The sequence below is a fragment of the Sphingobium sp. 22B genome (genome assembly GCF_001580035.1).
GTDB lineage: Bacteria > Pseudomonadota > Alphaproteobacteria > Sphingomonadales > Sphingomonadaceae > Sphingobium > Sphingobium fuliginis.
Map to the genome: position 1 here is coordinate 227388 of NZ_LTAB01000001.1, position 14585 is coordinate 241972.

A 14585-nucleotide genomic window follows, 5' to 3' on the forward strand; every position below is an offset into this window, starting at 1 on the left:
GCGCCGCTGCGGCGCAAATGCCACATCGAGACCAATTATGTCTGATCCATATAAATCCTGTCCAGCGATAGGTGGTAAATCGCGACCAATGTCGATTTTGCCACACGCGATCAGGCCTGCGTTACGCGCAGGTCGCACCGAAAAATTGGTTAAATGGGAGGATTTTTATGCGATTGACCGCACTGAAGTTGGCATTGGTTGCGAGCGCCGCAGCGGTGGCATTTCCCTCATGGGCGCAGTCCGTCGCTTCGGCCGCGCCGCAGGCGGATGGTGCGAATGCCGGTGACATAGTTGTCACGGCTCGCCGCCGGGAAGAACGACTGCAGGACGTTTCGGTTTCCATTTCCGCTTTTTCATCAGAGGCGCTGGAACGCAGCACCGTCCAGACGGTAAGCGACGTCAAGACGATCGCGCCCGGCTTCACCTTCTCGTCCGAAGGGGGCAAGGACAATGTCGCGCTGACCCTGCGCGGCATCGGCCAGTTGCCCCTGGGCGAGGTGACGCCCGGCGTCGTCATCTATCTCAACGACACCCCTTTGCCGTCGGTCGGCTCGAACGTCCCGACCTATGACATTGGCAGCATTCAGGTGCTCAAGGGGCCGCAGGGCACGCTGTTCGGCCGCAACACTTTGGGCGGCGCGGTCGTGATCGGCAGCCAGAAGCCGAGCTACGCCTTCGAAGGCTATGTTGAGGGCACCTATGGACGCTTCGATTATCGCGAACTGGAAGGCGCGGTGAATATCCCGATCATCGAGGACAAGGTCGCTTTCCGCGCTGCAGGCCAGATCCGTCGTCAGGACCCCCGAACGATCGCCTTCGACGGCGGTCCGGGATTCGACAATATCCATCAGGACGCCTACCGTCTCTCGCTGCTGGTCGAGCCGTTCGAGGGCCTCAAGAGCACCACCATCTATGAATATTTCAAAGGCGACGAACTCGCTGGCGGTCTCTATTTGCTGCGCGAGAATTTCCCCTTTGCGGTGCTGGGTCTGGGCGTCGTCGAACCACAGGTGCAGGCGGCTTTGCAGGCACAGAAAGCCAATCGCCGCGGGTCGTTCGACGGCGGCATCAACGGCGGCGCGGCCTATCGCAAGACCACGTCGATCACCAATGATACCTCCTTCAGCTTCGGCGATCTGACGCTACGCAACATTTTCGGCTACCGGAAGAATTACAGCTATCAGTTGATCAACACCGGCGGGCTGCCGCAACTGCAAATTCCCACGGGTCTGCCATCTCCCGCGCCCTCGGCCGTGCCGTTTACCCTGTTCACGGCGTCTTCCGTGCTGGATCGGCAATATCTGACGAATGAAACCCAGTTGCTGGGCGATTTTGGCTCGTTCAACTTCATCGTCGGCGCCTTCTATAATAATGATAAGCCCGACGGCCCCAGTGGATCGCAGTTCACGGCATTTTCGGTGGGCGGAGTCCCGGCGCCTGCGGTGACAGCCCACGTCCGCAACAAGAACTGGGCGGTCTATGGTCAGATCGGGTATGAATTCACCGACAAGCTGAAGCTCAATCTCGGCGCGCGCTACAGCTGGGACAAGGTGTCGGCCTGCGGCGGCACCATCGGCACGACCTATGTCGACGAATCCACCTGCCTCAGCACGGCCGCCCTGGGTCTGGCCGACGGCGTCGGCACCGTATCCAACAAGGGCGAGGAGCCGAGCTGGACCATCGGCCTCGACTATAAGGCGACCCCGGACTGGCTACTCTATATCGTGTCGCGGCGGGGCTATCGGGGCGTCAATGTGAACACGCCGCTGTTCGAAACGCCCTTTACCACGGGCGGCACGAATCCGGCCTGCGTGGCGACCGGAGGCGTCTGCGCAGACCTTCGTCCCTTCCAGAAGACGGGGGAGGAAACAATCACCGACGTGGAGATCGGCTCCAAATATGACTATCATGTCGGGTCCGCACGTGGGCGCCTGAATCTGGCCGCCTATTACAGCAAATATAAGAATGCGCTTCAGTTCCTGAATACGCAGACGACTGTCCCGAACGGCACGCCGGATTCGCCGACCAACGGCTCCCTGGCCGCCAATGTCGCCGATCTGCGGATCTGGGGCGTCGAACTGGAGGCGTCCATCAGCCCCGTGCGCAGCCTCACCGTCGGTTTCAATGCCGCCTATACCAATGTGAAGGTGGAAAGCCTGACCGTTCCCGCAGGACTGCCTTCGACCATCGTGCTGGGCGAGGGCCAGATCAACAAATATTCGCCCAGTTTCTCCGGCACGGCCAGCGTGAGCTGGACCCTGCCGATTCGCCCGGCTGACGGCGATGTGGTGGTCAACGCCGACCTGTTCATGACCGACGATTTTGGCGGTCAGAATGGCGAAAAGCTGCCGGGTTACCAACTCGCCAACGCGCGTCTGGACTGGCGTGGAATAGGCGGCACGGGCCTTGATCTGGGCATTTATGTGAAGAACCTCTTCAACGAGAAATATTTCTCGGCTTCCAGCGTTCTTCTGCCGTCCTTCCCAACCAGTTCGGTCTATGCCGGCGATCCGCGGACGTGGGGCATCACGGCCAAATATACGTTCTGACGCGCCCGTGAGAGGGGAGGGGTGAGCGACCTGGCCGCCTCCCCCCTCTACAAGGACAGGTTTGCAGCGAGACGGCAGGGCGTAGGAAGTTCCGGAGAGGATGACCATGAAGCTGGGCATATGCAGCATGTGGGGGGACCGGCTGGACGGATTTCGCGAAGAGGTCCGTCTTGCCGCCGATCTCGGTTTTGAGCTGATCAGCGTGGGCGATTCGCCGGCGGGTTGGCACGAACTCTATGTGTCGCTGACGCTCGCTGCGCTTGACGCGCCGAAGGCGACTTTGGCGCCGCTGGTTACCTCGCCTTTCATGCGGCATCCGCTGGTGACGGCCTCCGCCCTCAGCACTATCGACGATCTCTCTGGCGGGCGCGTGGCGCTAGGCCTGGCGACTGGCGGTAGCACGGTCATGGCGATCGGCCGGTCGCCCGCGACGCAGCGAGAGATCCGCACGGAACTGGCTGTGTTGCGGGACCTGTTCGCCGGACGGCCGACGCAGATGAACGGCGCGCAGATCACGCCGCTTCGTTTCGCCCGCCCGATTCCGATCTATTATTCCGCTTTCGGTCCCAAGGCGCTGGCGCTGGCGGGCGAACAGGCCGACGGCGTCATATTGTTCGCGGGCGAACGCCATCTCGACGCGCTGAAGGACCGGATCGACACCGTCCGGGCCGCGGCGCAGGCGGCGGGCCGCGATCCCCTGTCGATCGATATCTGGGTCGTTTCCTTCGCCTCGATCCGCCCCACCCGGGCCGAGGCCATAGACGATCTCAAGGCGTTCATCGTCGTCAACGGCATGGCCTTCCGCACGCCCGAAACCCTGGCGCGTGTCCCGACGCAGTTTCGCGGCAAGATCGACGCCTTGCACGCGCGCTATGATCCGACCGAGCATGTGGTCGTGGGCGGCAGGAATGTGGCCCTGATGGAGGAATTGGGTTTGACCGAGTTTCTGGCGGACTTCGATACGCTGGCGGGACCGGTCGATGCGGCGGTGGACATGTTGCGGCGCATGGAGGCGATGGGCGTCTCGACCTTCATCGCGGCCTTGCCCGGGCACGCCGCGCCGCTAGAAACCATTCGCGGGCTTGCCCAAGCGCGGAGTATGATGTGACACTGGATCTACTGCATCTCAGCGAAGACGAAGCGGCGGGCATAGCGACGGTGCTGCGATCCCGGTCGCTTGACGACATGATGGCGACGGCGGAGGCGATGACGGTGGCGGCGCATGGCCATCGCGTGACCTATTCCCGCAAGGTTTTCATTCCCCTCACCAAATTGTGCCGCGACGTGTGCCACTATTGCACCTTCGCCACCACGCCGGCCCGCGCGGGTGATGCCTATCTTGGCAGAGACGAGGTTCTGGCCATCGCCCGCGCGGGCGCGGGCGCCGGTTGCCGGGAAGCCCTCTTCACGCTCGGCGATCGGCCGGAGGCCCGCTATGCCGCTGCGCGCGAAGCGCTCGCGGGGCTTGGGCATGACTCGACCCTGTCCTATCTGGCCGAAATGGCGGAACTGGTGTTCCGCGAGACGGGCTTGCTGCCGCATCTCAATCCCGGTCTGATGAACAGCGAGGACTATGCGCAGTTACGGCCTCATGCCGCCTCCATGGGAATCATGCTGGAAAGCAGCTCGAATCGTTTGTGCGTGCGCGGCGCCCCGCATTTCGGCTCGCCCGACAAGCAACCGGCCCTGCGATTGGCTGCCATCGAAGATGCGGGACGCGCGCGCGTGCCGTTCACGACCGGCCTGCTGATCGGTATCGGCGAAACCCGCGACGATCAGGTGGAGGCGCTGGTCGCCATTCGCGATCTGCATCGCCGCTACGGGCATATTCAGGAAGTCATCATCCAGAATTTCCGGGCAAAGCCGGGAACGCGCATGGCGGATCATGCCGAACCGTCGCTCGACGATCATCTCTGGGCCATCGCCGCCGCGCGGATCATCCTGGGGCCTGAGATGACGATCCAGGCGCCGCCCAATCTCCACGATCGCGTCGATCTGACGCCGCTGATCCGGGCCGGCGTCAATGACTGGGGCGGGGTGTCCCCCGTGACGCCCGATCATGTGAACCCGGAGGCGCCCTGGCCGCATCTGGAGATATTGGAGGACGCTACCAAAGCCGCAGGCCACATATTGATGCAGCGGCTCGCCATCGGCCCGCGTCATGCCCTTGCCGCGCGGAATTGGGCTGCGCCAGCCATCGCCACCCAGATCCTGCGCGCCATCGACGGGCGGGGCTTGCCCAAGGTGGACGAATGGTCCGCGGGACATGGCGATCCCGCGCCCGACATCATGGTGATGGAGCCGGTTCTCGCCTCCCGATCGATCCTGTCCATCCTTGACGCTGCGGAGGAGGGTGAACGGCTGAGCGAATCGGACATTGTGACCCTGTTCGATGCCGAACAGGATGATTTCGCCGCCATCGTCGACCGGGCCGACCGGTTGCGGCGGCAGGCCGTGGGCGACACGCTGACCTATGCGGTCAACCGCAACATCAACTATACCAATATCTGCCTCTATAAATGCGGCTTCTGCGCCTTTTCCAAGGGCAGCACCAAGGCCATGCGCGGTCCGGCCTACAGGCTCGATATGGAAGAGGTCGGACGCCGTGCGGCCGAAGCCTGGGATCGCGGTGCGACCGAAGTCTGCCTGCAGGGCGGGATTCATCCCGATTATGACGGGCATACCTATCTCAATGTCCTCAAGACGGTGCGCGAGGCCGCGCCGGATATCCATATCCATGCCTTTTCGCCGCTCGAAGTGACGCATGGCGCCCGCACGCTCGGCCTGCCGCTGGAGGATTATCTGGCGCGGCTTAAGGAAGCGGGGCTGTCCACGCTGCCCGGTACGGCGGCGGAGATACTGGACCCCGAAGTTCGCGATATCATCTGCCCGGACAAGGTGACAGCGGACGAATGGATCGAGGTGATGCGCGTGGCCCATGGGGTGGGCCTGCGCAGCACGGCCACGATCATGTTCGGCCATGTCGAGGAATATAAGCATTGGGCGCGCCATCTGCTGCGCATTCGCGGATTGCAGGAGGAGACGGGCGGCTTCACCGAATTCGTGCCGCTGCCCTTCGTCCATATGGAATCGCCGATATGGCGCAAAGGGCTGGCGCGATCGGGGCCGAGCTATCGCGAAGCGGTGCTGATGCACGCCGTGGCGCGCATCGTGCTGCATCCGGTGATCCCCAATATCCAGGTGTCCTGGGTGAAGATGGGGCCGGAGGGAGCCGCGGCGATTCTGAAGGCGGGCGCCAATGACATGGGCGGTACGCTGATGGATGAATCGATCACCAGGGCTGCCGGCGGCGTCAACGGGCAGGAATTCGGCCCCAGGGAAATGCAGGCCCTGGCGGCATCTGTCGGGCGACCTGTGCGCCAACGCACCACGCTTTACGAGCCGGTGCGACCTCGTCGCGCCGTCTTGGCTGAACCATCGTGAACGATCTGCCACATCGTTCGCCAGTTCCATTGAAGGACAATATATGACTCTTCCCGCCATTGCCGTCGTCGGCGGCACCGGTAATCTGGGCGCTGCGATCGCCTGGCGGCTGGCGCGTGCCGGCTATCCCGTGACGATCGGATCGCGCAACGCCGAAAGCGCGGAAAAGGCCGCCGCGGAATTGGGGCATGGCCTGCGGGCTGGCGCCAATGTGGATGTCGTCGCGAATGCGGACATCATCATCGTGACGGTGCCCTTTGGCGCGCAGGAGGCGACGCTTCGCGACATCGCACCGCATGTCGTTGGCAAGTTGGTCGTGGATACGACCGTTCCCCTCGTTCCGCCCAAGGTGATGCGGGTCCAGTTGCCCGATGAAGGCTCCGCCGCCCAAAAGGCGCAGGCGGTGCTGGGAGAGGGCGTGACACTCGTGTCCGCGTTCCACAATGTCGCCGCGCACAAGCTGGCCAAAGACATCGATGTCGGCTGCGACGTGCTGGTCTTCGGCGACGACAAGGATGCCCGGAGTCGCATCGTGGCGCTGGCCGATGCCATGGGATTGAGGGGACTCCACGGCGGCGCGCTTGTAAACTCGGCGGCCGCTGAAGCACTCACGTCGATCCTCATTTTCATGAACAAGACCTATAAGGTTGACGGCGCGGGCATCCGTATCACAGGAGATTTGATCCCGCCCGAGGCTTGAGGTGTATTCGATGATCGAAATCGTACCGTTGACCGGAATTGGGAAGGTCAAACCGGGCGATGATCTGGCGGACATCCTGCATGTGGCGTTGGACCGGTGCCGTGTCGAACCCCGCGCCGGCGACCTCCTGGTCGTGACGCAAAAGATCGTGTCCAAGGCATAGGGCGGTTTATGTCCCTGGCTGACGTAGAGCCCGTGAAGAGGCGCGGCGCCTGGCCAATATCACGCGCAAGGATGCGCGGTTGGCGCAACTGGTGCTGGATAAGGCGAAAGCTGGAGCTTCATGGCGGCCCTTCGCGAATTAGGCGGGGAGGACTGGTTTCAGCTCGGCGACGGCGACTTGGCGCTCCATGTGGCGCGGACCCATGCCGTGACGCGGAGGGCGATGTCTGTCGCAGATCACGGCGCGATTTGCCGACCAATGGGGCATCGCCACTCGGATACTGCCCATGAGCGACCAGGCGGTAGCCACGATATTGGATACGGCCCAGGGACGGCTGGAGTTTCAACGCTATTTCGTCGAACAGCGTTGCGCGCCGGCCGTGCGGCACATCATGTTCGAGGGCGCGACGCACGCCGTTCCAGCCCCCGGCGTCTTTGATGCTATCGAGTCGGCCGACGCGATATTGTTCGCTCCATCCAACCCATTTCTCAGTATCGATCCGTTGCTCGCGGTGCCCGGCATAGGCTCGGCGATCAAACAGACGAAGGCACCCCTCATCGCCGTGTCTCCGCTCGTTGGCGGCACGGCGGTCAAGGGCCCAACCGCCAAGCTGATGCAGGAATTGAGCATGGCGGTCGATAATGATAGCATCGCACGGCATTATGCGGGCTGATAACCGCCATCTTGATCGATGGCGGAGACCGTTGCGAGCCCCCGGACATCGTCGTTGGGCGTTGCACGACCCTGATGACGACCCAGGGTGACAAGATTCGCATGGCGGTGGCGTCGGCGATGGCCGCGCGAGGCATGACCTGTCTGTCCGATGTGAATGCGATCAATTCCTTATATCTTCTTGCGCCGACGGAAGTATCCGAATGGCCGTCGCATTGGTTGCCCGACAGCGGCAGAGGCCTTAATCCAGAGTTGGAGGGCGCGCGCTTCATAATATGTTTTGGGCAGGGCAAGACTGAAATCTTGACCTGCGCTATCCTTCCCAAGGGAAGGTGTGGTCGAAACGATCCCGGCCATTCTGCCAGCCAATCTGGAAATCAGGGAGGATCGGTCGATGAAACTGAACGTGGGCGTGCCCAACAGCATGCATGTCGCGGCTATGACGCAAGCTTGGGAATATAGCCTGACCGGGGACGACATCGGACAGGCGATGGCGACGGCCGATCGACTGGGCTTCAACAAGTGCATGTTGGGTGAACATTTCATCATTCCGCAGGAGCATATTGGCCTGTCGGGCGACCATTATGTCCATGGCACGGTTGCCCTCTCCTTTCTGGCCGGCCGCACCAAGACGATGAAATTAAGTTCTTCGGTGTCGATCCTGCCGCTGCAGAGTCCGATCGTCCAGGCCAAGGCCTGGTCGACCCTCGACTGGCTGAGCGGCGGACGGGCCACGGCCCTGTTCGGGGTCGGCTGGCTGAAGGAAGAGTTCGACATGCTGAATGTCGATTTCCACCAGCGCGGACGCATGGCCGATGAGTATATCGCCGCGATCATCGAATTGTGGACGTCGGAAAAGCCCGAATTCGAAGGCGAATTCGTTCAGTTCAGGAATGTCGGTTTCGCGCCCAAGCCGGTGCAGCAGCCGCGCTTGCCGATCTGGCTTGGGGGCGACGCCGAACCGGTGCTCAGGCGGGTTGCGAAATTCGGCGATGGCTGGTCGCCCTTCCGCACTCCACCGGAAAAATTCCCCGAATGCCTCGATTTCATCCGTTCGCAGCCGGAATATGACGGGCGGCCGATCGACCTGTTCTTTGCGCTGGAAATGCTCAATGTCGGCGCCCATCATGAGATCATGGACGACCCGCGCGCGCCCGGAACGCGGGATGCGCAAAAGGTCATCGATCAGGTGGGCTGGCTGAAGGAGTTGGGGGTCAATGAAACCATCGTTCCGCTGCCGCCGGGGATATCCGGGCTGACCGAATATCTCGATCGGCTCCAGTGGGTGGCCGAGGAAATCATGCCCAAAATCTGAAACCTGCCGGGGGAAAGTCGCGGACGGCTGCGCTTTTTCCCCCAGGATATCGAAAGAAGGATCGGGAGGACGTGATGGTCCAATATGATGTTGTGGTGGTCGGATCGGGCGCGGCCGGGATGACGGCGGCGATCAGGGCCGCGTCTGCCGGGCTGTCGGTTCTCGTGCTGGAAAAGGCCGAACATTTCGGCGGTACGACATCGGTTTCGGGCGGCGGCATCTGGATCCCCGACAGCCCGCAGGCCAGGGCGGCCGGTGTCCAAGACAGTCGCGCCGTGGCGCGCCAATATGTGCTGGACGTCATCGGACCGACGGCCGATCCCGCGCTGATCGACGCTTATCTCGATGCCGGTCCGGAGATGGTGGAATGGCTGGACCAGAACAGCCAGGTGCATTTCCTGCTCTCGCCGCCCAGCAGCGACTGGTATCCGGAAGTCCCCGGCGCGGCCGATCATGGCCGCCTGCTTTCGCCGCAGGAATATGACGGCAAGAAGCTGGGCGATCATTTCGCCGATCTTCGTCCAGCGCGCGAAGAGTTCAACGCGCCGGGCGGCTTCATGATCGATCTGTTCGATCTCCCCTATCTGGCCGAAATGCCCTCACCCAAGTCGCTGTTCCATTTCGGCAAGCTGGCCGCGAAATTCGGCCTGGATAAGGTTCGTCGCTATCCGCGCGGCACGCGGCTGACCATGGGCAATGCGCTGGCGGCGCGGCTGATCCGGTCGGCGATCGATGCCGGCGTCACGCTCCGCAAGGATGCGGCCGTCGACCGGCTGCTGGTGAAGGCCGGCCGGGTGACCGGCGTGCGCGTCAATGGTGAGGAAATTGACGCAAGGGTGGGTGTTCTTCTGGCGTCCGGCGGTTTTTCGGCCAGCGAGCAGTTGCGCAAGGCGTATATTCCATATGCCGAGGAGCATGTCTCGATCCTCCCCTATGAAAATACCGGCGACGGGATGAATATGGGGCTGGAGGCCGGGGCTTCGCTGGACGGCGACAATCTGGTCAATGCCGTCTGGGCCGTCGTGTCGAAGATGACGCGGCCAGACGGCTATGTCGCGCGCTACGCCCATCTGATCGACATGTCGAAGCCCGGCTGCATCGCGGTCGATGCCAAGGGCGAGCGGTTCGGGAACGAGGCTTCGGTCCATTTCGTGGAGGCCATGCACAAGAGCGGCACCGTGCCCGCCCACATCATCGGCGACGCCGCCTTCATCAAGAAATATGGCATGGGCATGGTCTATCCCGGCGGTGGCGGCCTGAAAAAGCTGATCGCGGCGGGCTATGTCACGGAAGCGCCCAGCCTGCGCGAACTGGCCGGCAAGATCGGGGTCGATGCCGATGGCCTGTTGGCGACGGTAGCGAAGATGAACCGCTATGCCGAGACCGGCAAGGATCCGGATTTCGGCAAGGGCGACACGCAGATCGACATCGAGATCGGCGATCCCAAGCACAAGCCCAACCCGTGCCTGGGCCGGGTGGAAACCGCGCCCTTCTATGCCATCAAAATCCATCCGGGCGACGGGTCGACGACCGTGGGCCTCAAGATCGACGCGCAGTGCCGCGTGATCGGCACCGATGGCGCGCCGGTGGAGGGATTGTTCGCCGCAGGACTCGACGCCAATTCCATTTGGCGCGGCAAGTCGCCGGCCCACGGCTGCAATGTCGGCCCGGCCATGGTGACCGGATTCATCGCGGGCAAAGCCATGGCCGAGTCACTGGTGCCGGCCTGACCCTTTTTGAATGAGGCGAAACGGCAGAAGCCGGGATCGGGTTATCCCTGATCCCGGCTTCTGCCGTTTCAATTTCTGAGATGGCTGTGGGCTGCTACGCCGGTTCGGCAACCATGCCCGCCCGCGTCCGGGCGGTCGCCACCAGCTTGAACAGGCCCGCATTATAGTCGGTCAACTGCTCCATGGTCAGGTCCCGATAGGGCGTCATCGGGCAAAGCGAATCCACAACATCCCAGAACGGCTCGATCTTTTCGAGCACTTCGTCCACCGGCCCGCAGGTCACGAAGGCTTCGACCATATCGTCGGAAACATTGCCGATGACCTTGCCGATATCGCCATGCTCGCCCAGGCTGAGCTGGCAGGCGCGGGCCTGATCGCCGAAGCCGATCGCCTCGAAGAAGGGCTCATATTCCTTGTAGCCCGAATAGGCCGCAACGGTGGCGCGGCTGTCGTCGATCGCCCTCTGCTTGTCGTCATTGACCGCGATCCACGGCCAGGCGTTGATTTCGATATCCCCGCGCTTGCGGCCATATTGGGCCAGCGTGTCGGTGATGAAAGGCAGGCGGCTCTTGGTATAGGCTGCCGACCAGAGGGCATGGACCATCAGGCCGTCGCCGACCTCCAGCGCCAGCGCGGTCATCTTGTCCTGCAGCGCTGCGATCCAGATCGGGATTTCCTCCCGCACCGGCGGGGCGGTCAGCATCATTTCCTCGAAATCGGCGGAGAAATATTCCCCTGCGACCGGATCGAGCCCCTTATGCGCGTTGGCGATGACGTAGCGGATGACCTTGACGCTTTCGCGCAGGTGCGACAGCAGCTTGCGTTCCGGCTCCCCATACATGCCCGTGACGCAGCTCTTGATGCTGGAGCCCAGCCCCAGCACGAAACGGCCATTGGAAATGCGATCGACGTCCATCGCCGCATAGGCGGTCTCCACCGGACTGCGCGTTCCCGCGATGGCGACGCCCGTGCCGACCTTCAGGCTGTTTGTCAGTGCGGCGGTGGCGGCCATCGGCACGAAGGGCGGCCCGTAAATCTGCAGCGAAAAGCAGCCCTCGAAACCCGCCTGTTCCATCTGCTGGCCGATACCCGCCATGGCGGGGGCTGGCAGGGTAGGCATGACGGCCCACCAGCGGCGTTCGCCGCCGACGGCATTGACGAGCGTGGACATGGCGTCTCCGAAAAGAAAAAAGAGCGGACGCTGCCGTCCGCCCATGGGGAGAGATCAGATCAGAACTGGAACAGTTCCTTGCGCAGGCCAATGATGTCGCTGCAATCGGCGCTGACATTGTCACGATAGGCGAAATCGCCATTCGCCTGCCGGTCCGCAAGCTCCATCATCGCCATGCGATAGCGCTGCCCAGCCTGGTCGAACTTGCTGTGCAGGTCCTTGCGGTCGGTATGGCGCATGTAGCGCGGGCTTTGCGGGGACGTCATGTAGCTGTCCTGCCGCGACACCTTGTAGCCTGCCTTGGGCATGACATGACGGAACATCAGTCCCGCGTTGGACGTGTTCATGACCATTTCCATCCGCGTGCGGTCCCGCGTTTCAGGCGTGCAGGGGTGGAACAGCGGCACATCGTCGCCGGGGCTGAACCGGCCATAGGCGATGGCGCAGTGCGAACGCAGATAGATGCGGATCACCTGCCGCACATTCTGGGTCGGCTGCTTGATGCCGCTGAAAAACTTCATCACCGGCGCGACCGACTTGTTGACGCAGGTGCGGACCATCGTGACGGTCTCGCTGTCGTAGAAGGTTTCCACTGTCTCGCTGTCCGACCGTTCGTCGCCGACGACATCGGCGTGCAGGAAGTCGGCATGGGTCAGGTCGATCAGATTTTCCAGGCTGATCGGCGCTGAGCTTTCGAAACGGACGGTCGCGGTCATGTGGCGCGGCAGCCCCCCCTTGGGCGGGAGGAAGGGCAGGCTGGGCAAATGGCGGGGATCGGCGGCCAGCGGATTGCCGAACCATACCCAGACGACGCCATAATGTTCCATAACCGGATAGCGGCCCTGGGCGTTGGTGAACTCGCTCTTGTCGCGGGCGATTCGCTCATTGGGATGGAACTCGCTCGCCACGGCGACGCCATTGTCGCGCCACAGGAAGATGGGGTGTGAATAGACGGCGCGACGGACGGGCTTGCCGGTCACGGAATAATCATGCGCTACCGGAAACCAGCTGTCGCGCATCACCAGATTATGCGGCACCCAGCGGTTGATGGCATTCAGCGCGATCGGGCTGCCACCCGATGGCGCGGCGGAAATATCGTCGTGCGAGACGGGACGATCGGCGGTTTCGAGCATCTTCAAATCCTCCTTCAGGCCGCTACGGTCTGATCGTGGGGCGCGGGCGTGGTTTCCAGCATCACCTTGCGCAAATCCTCGCCGTGCAGCGAGACGGTGGGCTTGGTGGCGCGCAATTTCGATCCGTCGACCGACGCGAGCACCGACAGCGGATTGATACCGCGCAGCACGGCGCCGCGCACGCCTGGACGGCGCACGCCCAGTTCGGCCCGCCAGCGGACGGCTGTCACCCCCCGCGCCGAGGGCACGGGCGATAGGACGGCGTGGAGCAGATCGTTGAATTGGTCGTCGCGCAGTGTCAGTTGCGTTTCGCCGGTCAGCGGATGGGTGCGCGTCAGCAGGGTGAGCGGGAATTCGGCCACGAAATGGGACGGCCAGTGCAGCGGATGCCATTGGCAGTTGCGCTCCATCACCAGCAGGCCGTTTTCCTCGTGCAATTCCGACATCAGATAGGGGCTGAAGCGGACGCCGCGGATCGACAGGATCAGGCTGGGGTCATCATAGAGAGCGTTCAGATATTCCTGATGGCTGCAACTGACGTTGACAGTGCCGACATAGGTATATTTCGGGTCGGCGCTGAGCGGTGCCTGCGCCTTGGGATTGAGGCAGACCCGCACGAAGCCGGCCTGTTCGGTCACCGCAAAGGCATTGGCCTTGTAGATCGGCGGGAATTTCTGCTGATCCTTCATGTTCGGGATTTCTTTGAGGCGCCCCGTCTCGCCGTCATAGCTCCAGCCATGATAGCCGCACTGGATCTGGCCATTGTCCCGGATGCAGCCGAGCGACAGAGGCGCGCGACGATGCGGGCAGCGATCCTCCAGCGCGCGGGCGATACCCTGATTGTCGCGCCACAGCACGACTGGCTGATCGCCGATGTCGACGGACAGGGGCTTTTGAGAGGTCACTTCCTCGGACCGTGCGACAGCCCACCAAAGATCAGAATCGAGACTCATAGCGCTATCCACTCTCCTTTCCATTAAATTGACGGATGACAATTTATATGTCAACGTCTTTTCGCTATGGATTTGCTGATGCTCGATCGCCCCCAGCGCACACGCGGTCGCCCCGCGCTCAATGCCGCCCAAGCCGTGGACGAGGACAAGTTACTGGGTCTGGCCTTCGCGACCTTCGCGGAACGCGGCTATGAGGGTACGACGCTGCGTGATCTGTCGAAGCGGCTGGGGGTCAGTCACAATCTCCTGAATGTCCGTTTTGGCCGGAAGGAAGATTTGTGGGTACGCGCGGTCGACTGGCGGATGGCGCAGGCCTCGCCCTTCGTCGAAGCCGCCTTTGACGAACCGGCCGATCCGGAAGTTCGGCTGCGCCATCTGATCCAGCGTTTCTGCCTCTGGGCGACGAACAATGGCGATATCGTGTCGCTGACCAATGTGGAAGGTTGCCGTTCGACCTGGCGGCTGGATCATATCGTCGAACATTTCGTGCTGCCGTTCCAGAAACGGCTCGACGGCCTGCTCGACGCGGTGCGGCTCCAGCGGCCGGTTCATGGCTTGTCGACGGCCGCATTGATGGCGCTGCTGGTGCAGGGGGTCGGCTATTATTTCTGCGCCGTGCCGATGCAGGAACGGCTGGGGGCTGGGCGGGAAGTGGATGATGTCCATGCCGCCGAACATGCGGACAGGCTGGCCGCCTTCCTGCTCGCTGCCCTCCTTCCGCCGGTCGCCTGACCGGAGCGGAAGAAGAACAGTAG

12 protein-coding genes are annotated in these 14585 nt (G+C 62.6%); 9 read left to right on the forward strand and 3 right to left on the reverse strand.

The window, feature by feature from the left end:
- Positions 1–167 precede the first annotated feature (167 nt).
- The 8 genes from A0J57_RS01060 to A0J57_RS01090 all read left to right on the forward strand — a co-directional run bounded on the left by A0J57_RS01060 (position 168) and on the right by A0J57_RS01090 (position 10573).
- Positions 168–2549 (forward strand): TonB-dependent receptor, encoded by a 2382-nt coding sequence (locus tag A0J57_RS01060; protein ID WP_061934144.1) that lies wholly within the window; start codon positions 168–170, stop codon positions 2547–2549.
- A 100-nt stretch (positions 2550–2649) separates the two neighbouring features.
- Positions 2650–3657, forward strand: a complete 1008-nt coding sequence (locus tag A0J57_RS01065; RefSeq protein ID WP_044662271.1) for an LLM class flavin-dependent oxidoreductase — start codon at positions 2650–2652, stop codon at positions 3655–3657.
- A complete protein-coding gene (gene cofH / locus A0J57_RS01070) occupies positions 3654–5993 on the forward strand; it encodes a 5-amino-6-(D-ribitylamino)uracil--L-tyrosine 4-hydroxyphenyl transferase CofH (RefSeq protein WP_044662272.1) in 2340 nt (779 codons plus the stop codon). Before A0J57_RS01065 ends, cofH begins: the two co-directional genes overlap by 4 nt.
- Before the next feature lie 43 nt (positions 5994–6036).
- Complete coding sequence (gene npdG / locus A0J57_RS01075; RefSeq protein ID WP_044662273.1) at positions 6037–6693, forward strand: NADPH-dependent F420 reductase; 657 nt, start codon at positions 6037–6039, stop codon at positions 6691–6693.
- A gap of 10 nt (positions 6694–6703) precedes the next feature.
- Positions 6704–6856 (forward strand): coenzyme F420-0:L-glutamate ligase, encoded by a 153-nt coding sequence (locus A0J57_RS26785; protein WP_235600746.1) that lies wholly within the window; start codon positions 6704–6706, stop codon positions 6854–6856.
- Between the two features lie 286 nt (positions 6857–7142).
- Positions 7143–7529: a 2-phospho-L-lactate transferase CofD family protein gene (locus tag A0J57_RS26790; RefSeq protein ID WP_235600747.1), complete on the forward strand. Its 387-nt coding sequence runs from the start codon at positions 7143–7145 to the stop codon at positions 7527–7529.
- A 393-nt stretch (positions 7530–7922) separates the two neighbouring features.
- The gene (locus tag A0J57_RS01085) at positions 7923–8843 is read left to right on the forward strand and encodes a TIGR03619 family F420-dependent LLM class oxidoreductase (protein WP_044662274.1); all 921 of its coding nucleotides are present in this window, start codon (positions 7923–7925) and stop codon (positions 8841–8843) included.
- A 74-nt stretch (positions 8844–8917) separates the two neighbouring features.
- Positions 8918–10573 (forward strand): FAD-dependent oxidoreductase, encoded by a 1656-nt coding sequence (locus A0J57_RS01090; protein ID WP_044662275.1) that lies wholly within the window; start codon positions 8918–8920, stop codon positions 10571–10573.
- Positions 10574–10667: 94 nt separating this feature from the next.
- On the opposite strand, the gene A0J57_RS01095 is transcribed toward A0J57_RS01090, so the two are convergent.
- From A0J57_RS01095 to A0J57_RS01105, 3 genes are read right to left on the reverse strand one after another with little or no spacing between them, the layout of a single operon-like run.
- The gene (locus tag A0J57_RS01095; RefSeq protein WP_044663146.1) at positions 10668–11744 is read right to left on the reverse strand and encodes an LLM class flavin-dependent oxidoreductase; all 1077 of its coding nucleotides are present in this window, start codon (positions 11742–11744) and stop codon (positions 10668–10670) included.
- Positions 11745–11803: 59 nt separating this feature from the next.
- Positions 11804–12877: an aromatic ring-hydroxylating dioxygenase subunit alpha gene (locus A0J57_RS01100; RefSeq protein ID WP_044662276.1), complete on the reverse strand. Its 1074-nt coding sequence runs from the start codon at positions 12875–12877 to the stop codon at positions 11804–11806.
- 14 nt (positions 12878–12891) lie between these two features.
- Positions 12892–13830, reverse strand: a complete 939-nt coding sequence (locus tag A0J57_RS01105; RefSeq protein WP_044662277.1) for a Rieske (2Fe-2S) protein — start codon at positions 13828–13830, stop codon at positions 12892–12894.
- Between the two features lie 78 nt (positions 13831–13908).
- Here A0J57_RS01105 and A0J57_RS01110 point away from each other — a divergent pair, with 78 nt between their 5' ends.
- On the forward strand, positions 13909–14562 hold the full coding sequence (locus A0J57_RS01110) for a TetR/AcrR family transcriptional regulator (protein ID WP_235600748.1): 654 nt from the start codon (positions 13909–13911) through the stop codon (positions 14560–14562).
- Positions 14563–14585 lie beyond the last annotated feature (23 nt).